This is a genomic window from Thiocapsa sp. C2-2m (genome assembly GCF_041903745.1).
In the GTDB taxonomy this organism is placed as follows: domain Bacteria; phylum Pseudomonadota; class Gammaproteobacteria; order Chromatiales; family Chromatiaceae; genus Thiocapsa; species Thiocapsa roseilacustris.
Genome location: NZ_JBBWVD010000017.1, coordinates 58,557 through 78,045 on the forward strand (window position 1 = coordinate 58,557; position 19,489 = coordinate 78,045).

The 19,489-nt window shown below is 64.1% G+C and carries 24 protein-coding genes and 3 pseudogenes; 4 read left to right on the forward strand and 23 right to left on the reverse strand.

Going from position 1 to position 19,489, the window contains the following annotated elements; genetic code table 11:
• Positions 1 to 153: 153 nt before the first annotated feature.
• On the reverse strand, positions 154 to 1,113 hold the full coding sequence (locus tag AADX97_RS14505; RefSeq protein ID WP_374234049.1) for a response regulator: 960 nt from the start codon (positions 1,111 to 1,113) through the stop codon (positions 154 to 156).
• Positions 1,114 to 1,184: 71 nt separating this feature from the next.
• On the opposite strand from AADX97_RS14505, the gene pgl reads away from it, so the two are divergent.
• Complete coding sequence (gene pgl, locus AADX97_RS14510; protein WP_374234050.1) at positions 1,185 to 1,877, forward strand: 6-phosphogluconolactonase; 693 nt, start codon at positions 1,185 to 1,187, stop codon at positions 1,875 to 1,877.
• A 274-nt stretch (positions 1,878 to 2,151) separates the two neighbouring features.
• Entirely contained in the window at positions 2,152 to 2,622 is a 471-nt protein-coding gene (locus AADX97_RS14515; protein ID WP_374234051.1) for a CopD family protein, read from the forward strand.
• Between the two features lie 8 nt (positions 2,623 to 2,630).
• On the opposite strand, the gene AADX97_RS14520 is transcribed toward AADX97_RS14515, so the two are convergent.
• The 21 genes and pseudogenes from AADX97_RS14520 to AADX97_RS14620 form a co-directional block, all read right to left on the reverse strand.
• The gene (locus AADX97_RS14520) at positions 2,631 to 2,855 is read right to left on the reverse strand and encodes a hypothetical protein (protein ID WP_374234052.1); all 225 of its coding nucleotides are present in this window, start codon (positions 2,853 to 2,855) and stop codon (positions 2,631 to 2,633) included.
• A 113-nt stretch (positions 2,856 to 2,968) separates the two neighbouring features.
• Positions 2,969 to 3,217 carry a hypothetical protein gene (locus AADX97_RS14525; protein ID WP_374234053.1) on the reverse strand — a complete coding sequence of 83 codons (249 nt, stop codon included), beginning with the start codon at positions 3,215 to 3,217 and terminating at the stop codon, positions 2,969 to 2,971.
• A gap of 53 nt (positions 3,218 to 3,270) precedes the next feature.
• A complete protein-coding gene (locus tag AADX97_RS14530) occupies positions 3,271 to 3,396 on the reverse strand; it encodes a hypothetical protein (protein WP_374234131.1) in 126 nt (41 codons plus the stop codon).
• 38 nt (positions 3,397 to 3,434) lie between these two features.
• Positions 3,435 to 3,641 (reverse strand): annotated as a pseudogene (locus AADX97_RS14535) (helix-turn-helix domain-containing protein); the annotation flags it as partial.
• 125 nt (positions 3,642 to 3,766) lie between these two features.
• Positions 3,767 to 4,759 (reverse strand): PDDEXK nuclease domain-containing protein, encoded by a 993-nt coding sequence (locus AADX97_RS14540; RefSeq protein ID WP_374234054.1) that lies wholly within the window; start codon positions 4,757 to 4,759, stop codon positions 3,767 to 3,769.
• Between the two features lie 54 nt (positions 4,760 to 4,813).
• On the reverse strand, positions 4,814 to 5,278 hold the full coding sequence (locus AADX97_RS14545) for a DUF1016 N-terminal domain-containing protein (RefSeq protein WP_374234055.1): 465 nt from the start codon (positions 5,276 to 5,278) through the stop codon (positions 4,814 to 4,816).
• Positions 5,268 to 5,669: a nucleotidyltransferase family protein gene (locus AADX97_RS14550; RefSeq protein WP_374234056.1), complete on the reverse strand. Its 402-nt coding sequence runs from the start codon at positions 5,667 to 5,669 to the stop codon at positions 5,268 to 5,270. Before AADX97_RS14550 ends, AADX97_RS14545 begins: the two co-directional genes overlap by 11 nt.
• Positions 5,650 to 6,192, reverse strand: a complete 543-nt coding sequence (locus tag AADX97_RS14555; RefSeq protein WP_374234057.1) for an N-6 DNA methylase — start codon at positions 6,190 to 6,192, stop codon at positions 5,650 to 5,652. Before AADX97_RS14555 ends, AADX97_RS14550 begins: the two co-directional genes overlap by 20 nt.
• 58 nt (positions 6,193 to 6,250) lie before the next feature.
• A pseudogene (locus AADX97_RS14560) lies at positions 6,251 to 6,310 on the reverse strand (hypothetical protein); the annotation flags it as partial.
• Positions 6,311 to 6,427: 117 nt separating this feature from the next.
• Positions 6,428 to 6,640 (reverse strand): type I restriction-modification system subunit M N-terminal domain-containing protein, encoded by a 213-nt coding sequence (locus AADX97_RS14565; protein WP_374234058.1) that lies wholly within the window; start codon positions 6,638 to 6,640, stop codon positions 6,428 to 6,430.
• Between the two features lie 149 nt (positions 6,641 to 6,789).
• Positions 6,790 to 8,520: a nickel-dependent hydrogenase large subunit gene (locus AADX97_RS14570; RefSeq protein ID WP_374234059.1), complete on the reverse strand. Its 1,731-nt coding sequence runs from the start codon at positions 8,518 to 8,520 to the stop codon at positions 6,790 to 6,792.
• A 1-nt stretch (position 8,521) separates the two neighbouring features.
• Positions 8,522 to 9,841 (reverse strand): (Fe-S)-binding protein, encoded by a 1,320-nt coding sequence (locus tag AADX97_RS14575; RefSeq protein ID WP_374234060.1) that lies wholly within the window; start codon positions 9,839 to 9,841, stop codon positions 8,522 to 8,524.
• The gene (locus AADX97_RS14580; protein ID WP_374234061.1) at positions 9,838 to 10,500 is read right to left on the reverse strand and encodes a hypothetical protein; all 663 of its coding nucleotides are present in this window, start codon (positions 10,498 to 10,500) and stop codon (positions 9,838 to 9,840) included. Before AADX97_RS14580 ends, AADX97_RS14575 begins: the two co-directional genes overlap by 4 nt.
• A complete protein-coding gene (locus tag AADX97_RS14585; RefSeq protein ID WP_374234062.1) occupies positions 10,497 to 11,606 on the reverse strand; it encodes a hydrogenase small subunit in 1,110 nt (369 codons plus the stop codon). Before AADX97_RS14585 ends, AADX97_RS14580 begins: the two co-directional genes overlap by 4 nt.
• Positions 11,607 to 11,623: 17 nt before the next feature.
• A complete protein-coding gene (locus AADX97_RS14590; RefSeq protein WP_374234063.1) occupies positions 11,624 to 12,082 on the reverse strand; it encodes a hydrogenase expression/formation protein in 459 nt (152 codons plus the stop codon).
• A gap of 313 nt (positions 12,083 to 12,395) precedes the next feature.
• The gene (locus tag AADX97_RS14595) at positions 12,396 to 13,430 is read right to left on the reverse strand and encodes an agmatine/peptidylarginine deiminase (protein ID WP_374234064.1); all 1,035 of its coding nucleotides are present in this window, start codon (positions 13,428 to 13,430) and stop codon (positions 12,396 to 12,398) included.
• Between the two features lie 55 nt (positions 13,431 to 13,485).
• Positions 13,486 to 13,770: a PilZ domain-containing protein gene (locus AADX97_RS14600; protein ID WP_374234066.1), complete on the reverse strand. Its 285-nt coding sequence runs from the start codon at positions 13,768 to 13,770 to the stop codon at positions 13,486 to 13,488.
• Positions 13,771 to 13,945: 175 nt separating this feature from the next.
• The gene (locus tag AADX97_RS14605; protein ID WP_374234067.1) at positions 13,946 to 14,293 is read right to left on the reverse strand and encodes a response regulator transcription factor; all 348 of its coding nucleotides are present in this window, start codon (positions 14,291 to 14,293) and stop codon (positions 13,946 to 13,948) included.
• A gap of 20 nt (positions 14,294 to 14,313) precedes the next feature.
• Positions 14,314 to 15,744, reverse strand: a pseudogene (locus tag AADX97_RS14610) (PAS domain S-box protein); the annotation flags it as partial.
• A 146-nt stretch (positions 15,745 to 15,890) separates the two neighbouring features.
• Positions 15,891 to 16,361, reverse strand: coding sequence for a hypothetical protein (locus AADX97_RS14615; RefSeq protein WP_374234068.1), 471 nt, complete (start codon positions 16,359 to 16,361; stop codon positions 15,891 to 15,893).
• Between the two features lie 86 nt (positions 16,362 to 16,447).
• Positions 16,448 to 16,687: an EAL domain-containing protein gene (locus tag AADX97_RS14620; protein ID WP_374234069.1), complete on the reverse strand. Its 240-nt coding sequence runs from the start codon at positions 16,685 to 16,687 to the stop codon at positions 16,448 to 16,450.
• 224 nt (positions 16,688 to 16,911) lie between these two features.
• On the opposite strand from AADX97_RS14620, the gene AADX97_RS14625 reads away from it, so the two are divergent.
• Positions 16,912 to 18,162, forward strand: coding sequence for a lipoprotein-releasing ABC transporter permease subunit (locus AADX97_RS14625; protein ID WP_374234070.1), 1,251 nt, complete (start codon positions 16,912 to 16,914; stop codon positions 18,160 to 18,162).
• Complete coding sequence (gene lolD, locus AADX97_RS14630) at positions 18,155 to 18,853, forward strand: lipoprotein-releasing ABC transporter ATP-binding protein LolD (RefSeq protein ID WP_374234071.1); 699 nt, start codon at positions 18,155 to 18,157, stop codon at positions 18,851 to 18,853. The genes AADX97_RS14625 and lolD overlap by 8 nt, the downstream gene beginning before the upstream one ends.
• Here lolD and AADX97_RS14635 read toward each other — a convergent pair.
• A complete protein-coding gene (locus tag AADX97_RS14635; protein ID WP_374234073.1) occupies positions 18,799 to 19,350 on the reverse strand; it encodes a DUF2062 domain-containing protein in 552 nt (183 codons plus the stop codon). The genes lolD and AADX97_RS14635 overlap by 55 nt on opposite strands.
• Positions 19,351 to 19,489: the final 139 nt, after the last annotated feature.

Consider the following 19,489-nt stretch of genomic DNA (forward strand, 5'->3'; position numbering starts at 1 on the left):
GCCGCCTGGCTGGTCTACTCCCAATTCATCGCCGCGCGACGGGATCGGCATCGTTCGGAGCACAGTCCGTCGAACGAGGAGCCGTGCGACAGCGACGAACCTCCGCACAGCTGATCCTTCGGCGGCCGATGGCTCGATTCGACGGGGACAAGGTCAGCGATCGTGGCGCTTGATCGCCGCACGCAGCGATTGCAGCGCAGTCGTAGCCATGTCGCGTAGGCGGTTCGCTGGATCCATGACCTCCATGTCGGAGGCGCTGCGGCGCGACCCGGCTTGCGGGTGCAAGGGGGCATGCCCGCCGAATCGCGCCCCGTCGTTCTCTCCGGTCGGCGATGGCGTCACGGCGGGGAGCGATTGCCTCACCTCCTCGACGATCGCGGGGCGTTGACGTGCGAGCGCCGCGGCGACGCGATCCTCGATCAAGACCGGAAGGATCTCGCGGACTAGGCGCGCCTCGAGATCGCGAAGATCCTGCTGGCTCGCAGAGGGCGGTGCGGCAGCAATCGCGGCGCGCTCCTCGGCGAGTCGCTCCTCGACGAGGTGGCGTGCCTCGGCGATCAGAATCTCGGTGAGGTCGCGTCTTAGCGATTCCACGAGGACCGTCAGGCGCCTGTTGATGCCCGCCTCCAAGCGCTCCTCGATCAACGCGATCAGCTCGGCCTCGCTCGGCGGTCCGGGCAGTGACGCCGTGGCGGCGACGGACCTGGTGGCCGGCGGGACCTGAGCGAGCGGGGCAGGCGCGTCGCCCTCGACCGCCGCGCGCACACATGCGATGACCTCTGGGAGCCGCTCGGCAGCGAGCGATTTGGGCAGGACCGTGAGCACGCCTTTCTTCTGCACCGTCGCGGCGAAGTCGGTGTCCTCCTGCGAGGTGCAGAGCACAATCGGCACGTGGGCCGTGTGCGGGTCCGCGCGGATGATCTCCAGGGCCTCCAGGCCGTTCAAACCCGGCATGATATGATCCATGAAGATCGCGTCCGGAACCCGGCTTTTGAGCATCTCCAAGGCAGCCTCCGCAGAGTCGGCTGTATCGACATCGATACCGCGTTTCTTCAACTCGATGCGCAAGGCGTACCGCGTGACTCTGGAGTCGTCGATCAAGAGGATTTTCATAAGGTCGTGACTGGCGGTGTCGGTCAGGTATAGAACGCCGCCAGTTTACTGGTCGGAGGGGGCAAAGTGCCATGGGCGAGCAGATGATCCATTTTACTGGTCTCGAATCGGCGGAGGCGGTGGCCGAGGAAGCGGCACGCCGAATGAGCGCTGCGGCGCGCGGTGCAATCGAGGCACGCGGGCGGTTTCGGTGTGTCTTGGCCGGCGGGCGCACCCCGTTGGAGGCTTACGATCGATTGGCCCAGCAGTGTGAGGACTGGGCGAATTGGCATCTCTTTCTCGGCGACGAGCGCTGTCTCTCGCCTGAAGACCCCGAGCGCAACAGCCGCGCGATCGAGCTGGCCCTGACGGAGCACGTTGCGATTCCGCCCGACAATCTGCATTGGATCCCCGCGGAGTCCGGTGCAGAGTCGGCGGCGCGCCGCTACGACGCGCTGATCGCTGCCCACATGCCCTTCGACTTGATTCTGCTGGGCATGGGCGAGGACGGTCACACCGCGAGCCTCTTCCCCGGTCATGTGACCCCGACGGACGTACGCGCGGCGCCGGTTCACGAGGCGCCGAAACCGCCGCCCGATCGGGTGACCCTGACCCCGTTGGCCCTCGCTGCTGCCCCGGAGCGCTTGATCCTGGTGACGGGTGACGGCAAGCGCGAGGCGCTTGCGGCCTGGCGTCGCGGGGCGGACCTGCCGGTCGCACGGGTCGCGGCCCTGGGCAGGACGGATGTGCTGATGGATCCCGATGCCGCGGGGGATTGGCCGTAAGTCACGATTCAAAATCAACATGAACAGGCCGATTGGGCAAAGCGCAGCATGCCCAACGAATTCCTGTGATGTCGGCGCGGGTTGGGCACGCTGCGCTTTGCCCAACCTACGGGCTAAACACTCACAGCCTCGCTCGTAAGACCGGCCACCCGAAACATCAGTCACTCGTGATACCCGCTCTGCGGTGTCACGCATGCCCCGTGGCGCTCTGCGCCACGTACCACGATGGCCGGAGTTACGAGCAAGGCCCCACTAACCACTATAGCGACCGACCATGAACCTCCACATCGCCATCCCGATCGCTTTGCATCAAGTCGCCGGTCTTATCTGGGTCGGCGGGATGTTTTTCGCCCATTTCGCACTGCGTCCGACGCTGAAAGCGGCGCTGGATCCGCAGCCCCGCCTGCGCGTCGCACTCGGCGTTTTTCAGCGTTTTTTCCCCTGGGTCTGGGGTGCAATCGCAGTCCTTTGGCTGAGCGGACTCTGGGTCTTTCTCGGCGTCATGGGCGGCAAGGCCGGGCTCTACGTTCACGCCATGATGGGCATTGCCCTGATCATGACGCTGATCTTCAGTCTGATCTATTTCATCCCGTTCCGCCGGATGCAGCACAACGTCGCCGCGGCCGACTGGCCGAAAGCCGCCTCCGCTTTCGGGTGGATCCGCGGGTTGATGGCCGTCAATCTGGGCTTGGGGTTGGCGACTGTGGTGATCGCCGCCGCGGGACCGGCCTTGATCGGTGGCTAAGGGACGCTTCAAGATCGTGATGGCCTTCGACACGTGCTGGCGCACGGCGGCATCGATCTGCTCCGGCGACGTCCCTCGCGCAGGCGGCCGACCAGGACCGCATCGGCAAACGAGGCCCGCTCCGCCGTTGGTTCGCCGGGAGCGCGCTGCGGCCCGTGCCCGACGGCATAGCCCAGCTCCCGGAACCAGTTCAGGGCGGCGGCGTCTTCGACGATGGATTCGTTGATGGTCATTAGGTTCACGCCAAGACGCCAAAAATCTAATATAAAACGGAAGGATGCGCTATAAACCTACGCATGGGCAATTGGAGTTGAATTGGAGTTCATTTGGAGTGAATTGGAGCTGGTTACGACAAGATCCACCGCGCCCCCCTCGCGTAGCCTCTTGTCTGCACGAGTCCGAGATGTTTTAGCGCGGCAAGCTCGTTCTTGAGCTCCCACTCGGGAATCTCATCACCCAACCCTTTGCGGATATCCCGCAACGCCAGTCCATCCGCCGAGGTGCTGAGCACCGCCAGCACCCGTTGCTGTCGCTCCGTCACGTTCTGGGCCACCCGCTGCGGCGGCACGTAGACCGTGGGGCTAAATCTCACCATGACACAGCCTGCGGCCTCGATGATCTCCGGTCTTGGCAGACCCGCGCGCACCGTCAACCTTCCATCTTGATCGTTCCGCGGCCCCACGCCTCGATCAGAAGCTGCCGACCTTCCGCCACATCCACCCGCTCGATACTCGGAAACACCGGCGGCTTGATCTCGCCCAGCTCCTGCGCCACTTCCCCGACCGTCCGGTCCGAAACATCTGGCCGATGATCCGTCCGTCCGGCTCCACGCCGAAGATCACCCGACTGCCCCGGTGGTTCAGCATCGCGCAGAGGGTCCGCGTCGCCTCCCGGCGCTCGCGCGTTGTCCGCTTGAGCACCTGGGTCTCGGACTCGCCACGACGGTCCCAGGATTCGATGATGGATTTATTGCACGGCGTTGGGCGACTACTCCACCGAGCGATACGCCTGTTTGGCATGCGTCGGGGTTGTCGGGAACGCGAGTCTAAGTTTTCCTTCTTTCGTCAGTGGCTTGAGGTATTGTTGCCGCGACGCACCGGTGTCGCGCATGACGAGCTGCGCCAGACAGCTTAAGGTGACGAAATTAATGCCCGTGGCACAACGCCAGCGCCACGCGCTTCATGCTGTCCGCGGGCAGCTTGCCTTTGGTCCTGGGTTGCGTCGCCAACAGCTCCAAGGCAGAGTGAAACCCGGCGTCGAGCTTATCCAGAGAGTCGATGACGGGCGCGTCGAGTTGATCGGCCAAGAGTCTTCCATCGAGATCCCGGTGCTCGTTATACGTCTCCCGGCTGGTCGGCAAAGCTTCGGAGTCCGGACGCAAATGTGCGGAGCGGGTGCTCAAATGTGCGGAGCTGAATGTCAGTTGTGCGGAGCCGTCTCCGAACACTTCTTCCGGTTTCGGAAGAGCAGCCCTGGGGAGGCAGTAGACGGAACCCCGACCCGGGTTATGCGCCTCCAGGAATCCATCCTGCACCAATCCCTGAAGCATCCGCGTGATGTCGAAGGGGTGAAGGGCAGTCATTTCCCGAATGCGGGCGTGGGTCACCACTCGCAGCGGTCGTTGCTTGCGGTTGGCTCGGGGGATCTCGATGATGAGCAAGGTGCGCCCATCCAGCGAGACATCTCGCATGTCGGCATCGGTCAGGAGATTGGCGCTGACCTTTTGGCGATTGTTGAGGGCATCGAACAGGTCCTTGCGGATCTTGTCCACCTTGTCGATGCCTTCGATGAGAAACCGACCTTTCCGTTCTCGCACTCCGAGAATCACCACACCGCCGTCGGTATCGGCGAAGGCGCTGTAAGTCGGCCAGAAATCCTCCGGCAAGGCGCTCTGACCGTCGTGCCCCAGGGCCAGCTTGCATTCGAGGTCGATGGACTCGCGCAAGAGCTCCAGGTCGTAGAAGACGAGATCGTCGTAGAAATGCGTGGTCTCGGTGCTGATCCGGAACTGGCGGCCGACGAAGGAAAATCCTTTGCCGAGCTCCATGAGGAAATCTCGCAGGCGCGAGACGAGGAGGGTCTCCAGTTTCCGCTCGTGGGCGTCGAAGGGCTCGGATAGGCCGAGGAATTCGAGCACGTAGGTCTTTGACGAACTCCGTTATCCTGAGGGACGGTTGGGCATCGGTCGGGACTAGGGCTGCTGGCGCGGGCGGAGGGGCCAGCAGGCGGTCGAAGGTGCGGGTCGCAATTTCGCGCTCCAGGCGGCGCGAGGACCAAGCCGGGCGGCCACGCTTTCGACGCGCATGACGAGACGCCAGTGGGTCCAGGTCAATTTGCTACGCAGTGCGTAGCTTTTTCCTGCGTCCGGGAATGTGAGGTAGAACTGTCTGAAATTCTTCAGATTGGCGACCGACACCCCGCGCCCGAACTCATCGCCGAGGGCACGCGCGAGGTTGCGGATGAGCTGGCTGCCGTACTCGGCGCGGACTTCGCCGCCTTGTTCTTCCTCCACGATGCGGCGCCCGATCTGCCAGTAGGCATCGACCATCGCGGCGTTGGCCGCAGCAAAGGCGCGGGTGCGGGCGGCGCGCAGGAGTGCGCGCACGTCATCGAGCAGCCGGGCGGATTGCGGGTCGGGGGCGAGGTCATCCGCCATAACCCATCCTCTTGCCAATGGTTCCAGCGCTGCGCTCCGGTCTCGGTGGCGTTGAGGGCTGTCCGTACCCATCGCATGCATAGAGGATCACATGCTGCCGCTCGATCTCGGTGTGAAAGGCGGGCGGTAGGGTCGCCCAGTCGAAAAGGTCGATGAGTAAGGGCAGGTTGCTCTCGCTCAAGGCGTCCTTCAGCTCCCAGAAGGCGGCGGGCTGCCGCGCTTTGAGGTCTTGGGGATTGCGGACCGCCAGATCGAGATCGCTGGTGTCGTGGCCTGTGCCGTTGACGCGGCTGCCGTAGGCCCAGACCTCGGCGTTGGGCAGGTATGCGGCGATAAGCCGGCGCAGCTCACCGAGGTGGCGTGGGAAGAGGTCAAGCGTCGGGTTCGCCATGCTTCTGCCGGAGGGTGAGTTGTGTGCGTATCTCGGTTTCAAGCTTAGCCGATTCTGCAAACTGGCCTTTCAGTTCCGCGACCAGGCGTGTCATTTTTTCCTCGAAGGGCTCTCCGTCGTCCTCGACCGCCTCGGCGCCGACGCAACGGCCGGGGGTGAGCACAGACCCGTGCGCCGCGATCTCGGCTGTGGTGGCGGATTTGCAGAAGCCTGGGATGTCGGCGTAGGGGGATGCCCCTTCTCCCCGGCCCTCTCCCGCGAGGGGAAAGGGAGACGTGTGATCACCGCGCCAGGCGTGGTAGGTCGAGACGATCTTCTCCAGATCGGCGTCGGTCAGCTCGCGATGGACACGGTCGACGAGGGTGCCGAGCTTGCGGGCATCGATGAAGAGGGTCTGTCCGCGGCGATCGCGCCGTTTTCCGTTTCGCTTGTTCTTCGCGAGAAACCAGAGGCAGACGGGGATCTGCGTCGAATAGAAGAGCTGGCCGGGGAGGGCGACCATGCAGTCCACCAGGTCGGCCATCGACGATGGCCTTGCGGATCTCGCCTTCGCCGGACTGGTTGGATGACATGCTGCCGTTCGCCAGGACAAAGCCGGCCATGCCCCCGCCGCTCGGAGAAGGCGCTGAAAGGTGGTGGATGAAGTGCTGGACCCAGGCGACGTTGGCGTTGCCCTGAAGGTGAGTCCAGCGGGCCTCTTTGGGTACCCAGAAGACGTTGGCGGCGAGGTATTCGTCCTTGTCCTCGGGGTTCGCGCCTTAGTCATCGCCTTCACCCTTGATGAGCCTGGCGTGGTGCTCGTCGAAGCTGTCGGAGATGTATTTGAGAAAGATCAGGCCGAGGACGACGTGCTTGTATTCCGCCGCGTCCATGTTGTTGCGGAGTTTGTCCGCGGCGAGCCAGAGCTTGGCCTCGAAGCGGAGGTTGGCGGACGAGTCGGACGTGCTTCCGTGCGATTTGCGGCGGGCCATGGTATTCCCCTGAAAACTGACCGGGGAAGGATGCAGGGAGGTGCGGGCGGGCGCAAGGACAAGTGCCGGGGAACTTCAGCACCGATCAGTCTCGACCCACAAAAAAAGGCCGCACCGGCGGCCTTTTCCTGAGTTCCCCGACAATCGCCTCAGGCGATCTTGATCTCCATCTGCTCACCCGTGTCCGGATCGGTCAGATGCACCGCGCAGGCGATGCAGGGGTCGAAGGAATGGATGGTGCGCAGGATCTCGATCGGCTGCTTGACGTCCACCAGTTGGTGGTTGTCCTGCAGCGCGGCCTCGTAGGCGCCGGGCTGGCTGCTCGGGTCGCGGGGGCCGGCGTTCCAAGTGGATGGCACGACCGCCTGGTAGTTGGCGATCTTGCCGTCTTTGATCACGATCCAGTGACCGAGCGCGCCGCGCGGTGCCTCCATATAGCCTGCGCCGCGTGCCTCGGCGGGCCAGCTCGACGGATCCCAAAGGGTCTCGTTGAAGGTGCGGCTGTCGCCGGCCTTAATGTTGGCGATCAGCTCGTTGTACCAGCCCTGTGCGGTGTCGGCTAGGATCTTGGTCTCCAGGGTCCGGGCCGCGGTGCGCCCGAGTGTGGAGTAGAGCGCACGCACGGGCAGGTCGAGCGTGGTGAGGGTCATCTCAACCAGCTCTTGGGTTTGGGCGTGGCCGCTGGCATAGAGCAGGAGCACGCGGGCGAGCGGGCCGACCTCCATGGCGTGACCCTTCCAGCGCGGCGCCTTCATCCAGGAATAGCCATCGTTCACGTCGAGCTGCGTGTAGGGCGGTTTCACGCCGCCGCGCGCGTCGTATTCCAGGTTCGTCTCGCCGTCGTAGGGGTGGAGCCCCTTGTCGTTGCCGCCTGAATACTCGTACCAGGAGTGGGCCACGTACTCCTGAATCTGCCCCTGGTCGTGCAGGTCGATCTCGTGGATGGTGCTCAGATCCCGGTTGAGGATGACACCGCGCGGGAACAGGAACTGCGCCGGATCCAGGGTCCCGGTGGCCGGCAGGTCGCCGTAGCTCATGAAGTTGCCCAGGCCCTCGCCGCGCTCGCCCCAATCCTTGTAGAAGCTCGCGATCGCCAGGGTGTCCGGGACATAGACCTGATCCACGAAGGTCTGCATGGAGTGCAGGATCTGCTGCACCTCGGCGAGACGCTTGGAATTGATGGCGGAGTCCGAGTTCAGATCGATCGGCGAGGGCACGCCGCCGACGACGAAGTTCGGATGCGGATTCTTGCCGCCGAAGATGGCGTGCAGACGCGCGACATCGCGCTGCCAAGCCAGCGCCTCGAGATAATGCGCAACCGCCATGAGGTTGGCCTCGGGCGGCAGCTTGTAGGCCGGATGGCCCCAATAGCCGTTGGCGAAGATGCCGAGCTGGCCGGATTCCACGAAGGTCTTGATACGCTTCTGGGTATCGGCGAAATAGCCCGGCGAGGACTTGGGCCAGCTACTGATGGACTGCGCCAGATCCGATGTCGCCTTGGGATCCGCGCTCAGCGCGCTGACCACGTCGACCCAGTCGAGCGCGTGCAGGTGATAGAAGTGCATCACATGATCGTGCACGAACTGCGAGCTGATCATGAGGTTGCGGATCAACTGGGCGTTGGGCGGCAGCTCGATCTTGAGCGCGTCCTCCACGCTGCGCACGGAGGCAATGCCGTGGACCAGGGTGCAGACGCCGCAGATGCGTTGGGCGAAGGCCCAGGCATCGCGCGGGTCGCGGCCCTTCAAGATGGTTTCCAGTCCGCGGACCGAGGTCCCGGAGCTGTAGGCTTGGGCGATGTTGTCCCCGTCCATCTGGGCCTCGATGCGCAGATGGCCTTCGATGCGGGTGACGGGATCGACGACGATGCGTTCGCTCATGTCAGTTCTTCTCCACCAGGTGCTCGGCGATCATCTCGGTGAGACCGACCACCGGGATCTCCATGTTGAATTCCTCCAGACCCTCTTCGAGCTGGGTCCGGCAGGTGGCGCACATGGTGACCATGCGTTCCGGGTTGACCTCCTCGATCTGCGCCTTCTTGCGCTTGAAGGCGGCCATCTTCAGCGGCTCTGCGCGCTCGTTGGAGCTCACCCCGCCGCCCGCCCCGCAGCACCATTGGAACTTGCCGTGCTCTTTCAGCTCGACGAAGTTCTCCGCGACCAGATTCATCAGGTTGCGCTGCTGCTGGATGACGCCGCTCTTGCGGGCGAGGTTGCAGGGATCGTGCATCGAGAGCCGATCGGTCTCCATCCCCTCGGTCTTGATCCGCCCCGCGGCGCGCAGCTCATCAAGGACCTCGATGATGTGGAAGACCTTGAAGGGGTAGGGCCGACCGATCAGGTTCGGGCCTTCCCAGCGGATGGCCGTAAAGGCATGACCGCACTCGGGGCTGATCACCTTGGGGACTTTGAGCTTCTCGGCGGCGGCCACGACACGCTCGACCAGTTGGGCGGCGATGTCCTTGTTGCCGATCTGGATGCCGGCGTTGGTCGCCTCGAAGCAGTCGGTCGACAGGGTCCAGGTGACCCCGGCATGGTCGAAGATCTTGGTGATGGCTTCGAGATACTCGGGGAAGTTGATGATCTCCATCGAGGAGAGCAGCACCAGATACTCGGCGCCGTCCTTGTCGACCGGGACCTCCAGGCCGCTGCTGGTCTGGACATGGTTGATCTGTACCGCCAGCGTCTTCCATTGCAGACCCATGGGGCTGCCGGTCTGAATGGCGCGCACCGAGGCGGCGATCAGTCCTTCGGGCGCATGCCCGGCCTGGACCATGCCTTCGCGCGATTTGCGGATCATCAGCGCCAGATCGTTGCCGACCGGACAGACCATGGAGCAGCGACCGCACATGGAGCAGGAGTCGTAGAGCAGCTCCTCCCATTCGGCCAGCATCGCGTCGGTGACCTTCTGTTGCAGGCCGAACAGTCCCTTGATCCTGCCCCAGAGTGTGAAGTCGTTTTCCCAGACGCGACGCAGCGGCTCCAGCTTGAGGATCGGCGTGTACTTGGGATCGCCCGTTTCCAGATAGAAAGGACAGGACTGGGCGCAGATGCCGCAGTGCACGCAGCTCGAGAAGAAGGCCGCGACCGGACCGTCGACCTCGGCACGGAAGGCCGCGAGCCCCCGTTCGAGTGACAGCTCGCTCGTCTTCGGGGCGGCTTGCGGCTGCGTTAGGCCTTTGTCGAGTGTCAGCTCGCTCATGACTGAACCCCCTTACGGCCGAATGCGGCCCCGTTGTACCAGCGTGCGATGAAGGTCGTGAAGATGTGCGTCAGCTTGGTGAAGGGCAGCAGGATCAGCATGATCTCGGCCGAAAGGATGTGCATGCCCAGAACCAGCGGGTAGGGGTTGATCAGACGGTAAAAGGCCAGCCAGCCCGTCAGTACGACCGCGAAGACCACGGCCCAGACCACGTAGTCCTCGACCGTGCTGATGCGTTTCTTCACCGGATGCGTCATGCGATGCACCAGGGTAGCGATCAGCGCGACCAGGGTGACGGAGGTGACCAGACTGATGACCGGATTAGGCAGCGCCGGCCAGGACAGACCGGTCAGGCTCTCGATCAGCGCGATATGCGGCAGGAAGAGCAGCAGCGCGATCAGGAAGCCGATGTGCCAGACCCAGCCGACGACCACGTTGAAGGGTGCGCGCTGGAAGGTGCCCGGATCCGCGACGGTGCGGGTGAACATGGTCCGAAAGCCCGGTCCCCACTCGCCGGCGCGCGCCTCGGCGAAGTTCTTCTTGCGCCCGAGCATGAAGATCTCGGCGATGCGCACCAGCAGACCGATCGCGAAGATGGCGATCGCGATGTTGAACATCGGACCCTTGGTCCACAACAGAAACTCCATCGAGCCGCTCATAGCTTCGCCTCCAATTCTTCGACCGTGACGGGCTGACGATGGGCGACGGCTGTCTTGGTCTGTTTCTTGGCCAGCGCCGCGACCGCGCCGCCGACGACGGCACCGGTCGCACCGGCCGCCAGCACGTTCATTCCGGACGCCGAGGTCGGCACCGAGACGGCGTTGTAGAAGCCGCCGGCATCCCAGAATTTCGGCTCGGAGCAGCCCAGACAGGGATGTCCGGCCTCGACCGGCCAACTGGTACCGTCGTTCCAGCGCATGGTCGCGCAGGCGTTGTAGGTGGTCGGACCCTTACAGCCGAGCTCATACAGACACCAGCCCAGTCGCGCACCCTCGTCGTCGAAGGTCTTGGCAAATTGCCCCCTGTCGTAGAAGGGCCGGCGATAACAGCGGTCATGGATCGACTGACCGTAGAAGGCCATCGGGCGGTTGTAGGCGTCGAGCTCGGGAAGACGTCCGAAGGTCAGGTAATGGGCGATGACGCCCGTGATCACCATCGGGATCGGCGGACAGCCCGAGACATTGATGACCGGCTTGTTCTTCACCAGATCCATCACCGACATGGCGCCGGTTGGATTGGGGTTGGCCGCGGGCAGACCGCCGAAGGTCGCACAGGAGCCGACCGCGATGACGGCGGCGGCGTTTTCCACCGTCTCCATCAGCATGGCGTAGTTGCTGTGCCCGGCGACGGTGGAGTAACCCGGATTGGAGTCCGGCCCCGGGATGGAGCCGTCGACGATGACCAGATACTCACCCGGATTCGCCGCCATCGCCTGCTCGCGCGCATGCTCGGCGGCATCGCCGGCCGCGGCCTGCAGGGTGTGGTGATAATCCAGCGAGATGACGTCGAGGATCAGATCCTCGAGCGTCGGGGCATGGCTGCGGGTCAGCGACTCGGTACAGCCGGTGCATTCCTGGAACGACAGCCAGATGACCGATGGTCGTTTGGCCTTCTCCAGCGCCGCGGCAATCGCCGGCGCCATGCTCGGCGGCAGCGCCATCATCGAGGCGGTCGCGGCACAGAACTTCAGGAAGCCGCGGCGCGAGACGCCACGTTCCCGAAGGCTCTCGCCGAGTGTTTTATCAGTGGGTTTACGGGCAGCCATAGTCCCTCCTTCAGATGTCAGGACGCGAGAGGCGGGGCGCTCTGGTCCGGATTTAATCGGGCGTCGAGCGCGGCGATCGCGTCGTCCAGATCCTGCGGCTGCGGACACAGGATCTCGGGAACTGTCGCGATCTCGAGATGCAGGGCGAGGCGATGCGCCTCGGAATTCAGATAATCCACCAGCCAGACCCCGGAGACGGCCGTCTCCTGGATTCGGGTCGGGCCAAGTGCCTCGATGGTGGCCTGGACCTCGCCCGTGCCGAGAAACGACAGCAGGCGCTCAAGCTCACCCGGACCGAAGGGCATCGCTTTCAGATCGATCTTGGTGGTCTCCCCGGTCGCGATCAAACGCGACAGGGCATGGCGGACTTCATGCAGGACGGGCTCGGCGTTGCCGTACCATTGCGGATGCGGATCACCCTCGGGCACGGCCGAGCCGGTTTCGACGACGACGGGAATCTGATCCAGCAACGACATACGACACACCTCAACTTATCCGCCTGGAATTCTAGGCGCTTTGCCGTCGCCCTGATTTGATGCAGCGCAGTTAATAAGAACGTTAGCGAGCTCGAATGATTTAAAGCCGCGTCCTTGGTTCATCCGGGCGTTTTCGGGTGTTCGAACCCTAGCGGTTTCCAAGACCCTATACTGTGACGCGGTTTGGATGAGAAAGACGACCTACGGGTATGGAAGTTTGCGGAAATCGGCTTAAACCGCGCAAGCTCCGAAAGTTGTCGGAACTGGTGCGGCCAGGCCACTCCAACACAACGTATACCGCACCGGGCGCGGTTTAAGCCAGCACGCCCTCCATCAGCTGCATGCTGATGCAGTGCAGGCTGCCGCCCTGGCGGATCAGGGGCCGGCAGTCGATGGGCAGGACGGTGCGGTCCGGGAAGAGATGGCCTAGGGTGTCGAGCGCCTCGGCATCCGCCGGGTTGTCGTAGGTCGGCACGAGCACGGCGCCGTTGATGAGGAGAAAGTTCGCGTAGCCTGCCGGAAGGCGCTCGCCGTCGCCGTCCAGAACGGGGGCGGGGGTCGGTAAGGGCACCAGACGGTAGGGATTGCCCTGTGGGTCCCGCAAGGCCCGAAGCTCCTGCTCCATCGCGTGAAGCTCGGCGAAATCGGCATCGGTCGAGTCGGTACAGCGGGCGTAGCAAAGTGTGTCGGGGTCGCAGAAGCGCGCCAGGGTGTCGATGTGTCCGTCGGTGTCGTCGCCGCTGATGGCGCCGTGCTCGAGCCACAGGAAGCGGCGTATGCCGAGACGCTCGGCGAGCAGCTGCTCGATCGCGTCGCGCGTCAGGCCCGGATTGCGTCGCGGGTCGACCAGCGTCCGGGTCACCGCGAGCAGGGTGCCACGGCCATCGGTTTCGATCGCACCGCCTTCGAGAACCAGGTCGACGGCCTCCGGCGGGGCATCCCCGAAGAGGCCACCTTCGCTTAGGGTCACGGTGATGCGGTCGTCGCGATCGGCGGCGAACTTTCCGCCCCATCCGTTAAAACGGAAATCGAGCAGGAGCGGTTCTTCCGCGTCCGTGCGAACCCCGATCGGTCCGTGATCGCGCGCCCAGGTGTCGTTGCTCGGGGCGAGACCGAAACGCTGGCTCTCGGGAGCGGCGCCCGCGGCTGCGACGCGTGTGCGGACTGCCGCGGCGTGCGCGGCGTCCCGGCAAACGTTCAGCACCGGCTCGTAACGCCCGACCAGGGCGGCGAGGTCGGCATAGAGGTGTTCGACCCGATCCAACTGATCGGCCCAGTCGGTGTCTTCGTGAGGCCAGGTGAGCATGACCCCGCTCTGGGGTTCCCACTCGGCAGGGAATCGGCGCATGGCAGGCATCTTTGTTGGGTTGTCGATGTGTCTATTGTATGCCGCACGCTCGCTGTCACCCCCAATTGAGTGCTTGCGACCAGAATCGGGTCCCGGCCTCGATCCCGACCCCTCCCTCCTCGACATGAACAACCATTCCGTCGATGATCTGCGGCGAGACGCCGTGCGGATGGATGTGCACCTGAATGAACTGATTGCGCGCGAGGGTCTCGGCGGTCTCGATGAAGAGCCCGCCCGCACTGAAGTTTCTGATTCGGCAGGGAGCTGGGCCGTGCTTGCCGCTCATGGCGAGGGTTGCGGGGATGTCGCTCTCGGTTCGATGATGCCATCGGCGTTCCATCCTCTTGAGTCCTCCTCTTCTCTTTTTGTTCGTGCGGAGCGGTGCAGAAATTCCGAGACCGTTCGAGAACATTCTCGTTGTCGTAATCGACCGTCGATACGATCACGATTACGATTACGACAACGACAACGATTGGATTCGGTGCTCAACTGATTTCTGACGCGTTATTAAAGATTTACAGGCGCAGTCGGCACGCAAGCGCCAAGCGGACCAGGTCCGCGGTCGAGTGGACCCCGAGCTTGTGCATCAGGTTGGCGCGATGTGTCTCGACTGTGCGGACATTGAGCTCGAGCGTGCCGGCAATCGCCTTATTGGTGTTTCCGCTGACGATCGCCTCAAGTACCTCACGCTCCTTGGGGGTGAGCTGCTCGAGCCGCTCGGCGATGATTCGCGGGTCGCCGATCTCGGCCCGGAAGCGCTCGTCCGCGGCGAGCGCCTTGCGCACGCGCTGCAGGAGCTCCTGGTGATTGACCGGTTTCTGAATGAGCTCGAATCGCGTACGGGGGCCATCGTGAGGTTGCACCAGATGGTCTGGCCCGATTTGCCGATATGTCGCAGCTCAAGGCTTTGCGCTTCGCCTCGGTCTCTGTCCCGGTCGTAGGACGTGCCCGCGACGATCCTCGCGATGTACCGGATCAATCCATCGTAATCATCCGGGTGGACGAGACTGCGACAGGTCTGGGCGAGCAGCTCCTCTTGCGTGTAGCCGAGGATGTTGCAGAGCTTGCGGTTGACCGGGAGAAAGAAGCCCTGTGGGTCGCGGTGACAGATGCCGACCGCCGCTTGCTCGAAGGTGGCGCGAAAACACTCCTCGCTCTCGGTCAGCGCGCGCCGCACCGCGAGGTTGTCGAAGATGTCCGCGAGTCGTCCCGCGAGGGCCCGCACCAGGGTCAGATCGTCCTCGCTCCAGGTGCGTTCGACCCGACACTGATGCAGTCCCAGCAGCGAGGGCCGATCACCCTCGGGGCACACCGCGACCATCAGGCGCGAGCGCGGCGCGAAGCGGCCGCCCAGCATCGGAACCGCGCTCGGATCCGGATCCTGCAACCGAGCGGATGCGTTCAGGGCCGAGCGGATCAGGCGGCGCAGCGGGTCATCCATCGGGATGGTGTGATCAAAAAAAGGTTCGCCCGGGCAGCCCGGAACGGCGGCCTCTGCCAGTACGCGTACCTCGGCCGCGTCGGGATCGAACGGAGACAGCAGCCAGGCGCGATCCACCCGCAAGAGGTCATTCAAGACGGCCTGCGGGTCGAACGCGGCTGTCGCTGCGGCCGACAGTCGCTCAAGTCCGCTCACCAGTCGATGTCTCGACTCCGCCGCGGCTGTTGCGATGTCGCGTTGCCTGCGCTCGTACTCCGCCTGCTTGCGCTCGGTCATGTCCGAGAGAATGGCGCGGATCTGCGCAGGCGTGCGCCCGGCCTCGCGCCGGCTTTCGAGCATCAGGGTTGGGGGCTCCGCGCAGATCGCCGCCTTGCCCGTTCTCAACCGCAGCTCGCAGCTCCTGCACGCCTGCGAGTGCAATGCGTCGGCAATATGGGCCTTCAGCAGCATGCGATCGTCCGGGGCGATGTAGGTGCTGAATGACCGACCGATCAATCGATTTCGGGACTGCCCGAGCAGTTTGGCGCCGGTCAGGTTGATGTCTCGGATCCTGCCCGCGACGTCGATCGAGAGGTCGCCGACCGGAGCGAAATCATAGAGGTCCGCATAGCACTCGCGCGACTCCTCCAGGACAGCACGCACCGCGAGCAGCTCGGGGTTTTGCTGCTCGAGCTCGATCTGATGGACCTGCAGCTCATGCACGAGGCGGGTCAGATCGTCCGACCCGTTGTCTGCGCGTCTGAGCTCCGCCGAGAGCCGCGTCAGCTGTGCATCGCTCGCTTGGTCGAGTCTTGTCATCATTCTAGAAGATCCTGACCCATCCGTGTCCCCGGCCGGAGGGGTCGGCGAGGCCGTGCTCACAAAGCCGGCCATGTCGATGACTTTGCCCCGTAGGACGGACAAGCGCCGTCGCAGGGCGCCATGGACCTTGCTCGCGCTCGTTCACCCGACCGAGCGAAGCCGATCGGCCATGAGCCGACGGGGTGAGTAGGGTTTGATCTGGCGCTATCCCGGGACGCTTACATCAAAAGCGGCTGCAGGGTCGCGCTGTCGAGGTCGAGGCCGTGGATTCGGATCTGCTCCACGCCTTTCTCCTTCAGCTCGCGGGTGACCAAGACCAGCACCGCGATCCCGGAGTCGAAGATCCGGTCGACGCCGGTCAGGTCGAGTGTACAGGCGTTGATGCTCCCGTCCACCGTTTGGCCGATCAGCAGCAAGGCAAAGGCGCAGCGCAGATCCAGCGAGCCATCGATCCGGATCTGCAGGTGGCCGTCTTCGATCTCATAGTCGAGATCCGCGGCCGGGGTTGCGATTCTCGGGTTACGGTTGCTCGTTCGGTCGGCGCCCTGGCGCTCGACATTGTGGAGTCCAAGGATTCTGGTGGCCTGATCGCCTTTGCTCAGCAAGGCCGAGGACGCCGTCCGCACGTGCATCGAGTCGAGTCGAGTCATGATGGTGCTCTCCTCCCGGTCATAGTCGTTCTGTTTCACGCCGCGCCTCTTTGGCGGCGTCCGTCCGGGCCGGAGTGCGCCTGCGCACCCCGGCGGAATTGCTCCGGTTGTTTTCGAGTCGTTCCTCAGGCCCAGGTCTTGACGAACCGCATCAGTTCGTGCAGACCGAGCGGTTGGGTGTAGAGAAGCCCCTGTGCAATCGTACAACAGGACTCCCGCAGGAAATCGGCCTGGTTCTGCGTCTCGATGCCATGAGCGACGACGCGTATGCCCAGGGTCTTGCCCAGCGCTAAGTGTTCCCTCGTCGAGTCCCTCGGCCTGCCAACGCTTGCGCTCGGTGCAGGCGGTACGCAGCACCCAGGCATCGATTCCGCGGATCAGTCCGGTCTCCTCGGCAAATGAGAAACTCGTACCCCCGATCCGTGCGACCAGTCGCGGCTCGGCCGGCTGATGCACAAGCCAGGTTCTCGGTAAGGCAGGCCGTGCCTTTCATGCCATCACAGCGATGTTCCCTACGGGCGTGTCCGCCCGGCATCCCGTGCTACGGTTTTCGGGCGCGTCCGCGACCTTTGTGGTTAAATCCCGCGCCATGTTCCATCCCATCGCCATCTACATCGGCCTTCGCTACACGCGAGCGAAACGCCGTAATCATTTCATCTCCTTCATCTCGGGCACCTCGATGGTGGGCATTACGCTCGGCATCGTGGCGCTGATCGTGGTGCTCTCGGTGATGAACGGTTTCCACAAGGAGATCCAGGCTCGCATCCTGAGCATGGCCTCGCATGCCACCCTCGCCGATCCCTACGGCGGAGGCATCAAGGACTGGCGCGATGTGCTGGAGCGGGTTCGAGCGCACCCGGACGTCGTCGGTGCGGCACCCTTCGTCGAGGTGCAGGGGATGCTGGTCAACGGCTCGCAGGTGAGCGGCGCCCTGATCCGCGGCATCATTCCGACGGAGGAAGACCAGGTCGCGGAGCTGCGACGGGATATGGTCGCGGGATCGGTTGACGACCTGGTCGACGGGGAGTTTCGGATCATCCTCGGTCAGGATCTGGCGAATTTCCTGGGCGTGGTGCCCGGCGACAAGGTCACCGTCGTCACGCCGCAGGTGAGCGCGACGCCGGTCGGGATCATGCCGCGGCTCAAACGTTTCACCGTGAGCGGCGTCTTCTCGGTCGGCATGGCGGACTACGACCGCAATGCCGCCTTCATGCAGATGGGCGACGCGGCCAAGCTGCTGAGCTTGGGCGAGGCGGTCTCGGGTGTGCGCCTGAAGCTGACCGACATGTGGCTCGCGCCGCGACTCTCGCGCGACATCGCCTACGAGCTCGGGGGGGTCTACCGTGTCCTGGACTGGACGCAGGTCCACAGCAACTTCTTCAGCGCATTGGCGATGGAGAAGCGGATGATGAGCATCATCCTTTTCCTAATCGTGGCTGTGGCCGCCTTCAACATCGTTTCGACCCTGGTGATGGTCGTCACCGACAAGCAGGCGGATATCGCGGTGCTGCGCACCCTGGGTGCCTCGCCCGCTCGCATCATGGGGATCTTCATGGTGCAGGGCACGGCGATCGGTTTGGTCGGGACCCTGATCGGGATGGTGGCCGGCGTGATCCTGGCGCTCAATGTCGAGACCGTCGTCGCCGGGATCGAGGGGCTCTTCGGCGTACACTTCTTGGATCCAACCATCTACTACATCAGCGCGCTGCCCTCGGACGTGCATCTCGAAGACGTGCTGTTCGTCGGCGGCGCGGCCTTCCTCATGTCCGTGCTCGCGACCATCTATCCGGCGTGGCGTGCGGCGGCCACTCAACCGGCCGAGGCCCTGCGTTATGAGTGATCTCGCGCCCGTGCTGGAGGTCAAGGGTCTGTCGAAGACCTTCCGCCAGGGTCCGTTGGAGGTCGAGGTGCTGCGCGATGTGGATTTTCGCGTCGGCGCCGGCGAGCGGATCGCGATCGTCGGGGCCTCGGGCTCGGGTAAGAGCACCCTGCTGCATTGTGTCGGCGGACTGGAGCGCCCGAGCAGCGGGAGCCTGCGCTGGCTCGGTCAGGAGGTCAACCGACTCTCCGAGGCCAAGCGCGGTCTGCTGCGCAACCGCCATCTCGGCTTTGTCTACCAGTTCCATCATCTGCTCGCCGAGTTCACCGCGCTCGAGAATGTCGCCATGCCGCTCTTGATCGGCGGCAGCCGGCCGGCCGAGGCACGCGATCGCGCGGCGGCCTTGCTGGATCGGGTGGGTCTCGGGAGCCGTGCCCGGCACAAACCCGGCGAGATGTCGGGGGGCGAGCGTCAGCGCGCGGCGGTGGCGCGCGCCCTGGTGACTCATCCGGCCTGTCTTCTGGCGGACGAGCCCACCGGAAACCTGGATCGGATCACCGCCGGCCGCGTCTTCGACCTGATGCTGGAGCTCAATCTCGCGATCGGTACCAGCCTGGTCATCGTCACACACGATCAGGAGCTGGCCGGTCGCATGGATCAGGTCTGGCGATTGGACGACGGGCGGTTGTCGCGCGACGCCGACGCCCGATAGCGTTCACGCCGCTCGCGGATCCGCCGCATCAGGTGCCAGCGCCAGAGCGTCTGGACGGTCAGATAACCCAGTCCGGAGCAGAGGAACGCACAAACCAGGCTGCCGAGCATCAGCGGCCAGAGCACCGCGATCCAGTGGCGCCAGTCCAGCCAGTATTCCAGCGCGAAATGGCCGGGCTCGATGCCGAGCATCCAGCACCCCAGGCGATAGGCGAAATAGAACATCGGCGGAATGGTGACCGGATTGGAGATCCAGGACACCACCACCGCGATCGGCAGGTTGACACGCAGGACGATGGCTGCCCAGGCGGCGATCAGGGACTGGCCGACCGGCGGCAAAAACATCACGAACAGACCGATTGCGGTGGCGCCCGAGACCGAGTGACGATTCAGGTGCCAAAAGTTGGGGTCGTGCAGCAGTTTGCCGAAGACGCCGAAATGGCGATTGGCCCGGAAGGTGCCGGCCGCGGGTAGGTTTCTTTTGAGCCATCGTTTCACGCCGCAAGTCCGGTGGATCTTACGCCAGAGGATCAGGCCGCGGAGTATATAGCAGTCATGGATAGATGCTGTGATCGGTGGTGTCGGGACCGGCGCATGCCGTCGAGCGGCGGTGGCGAATCCCCTGCGGCGCTCCGAC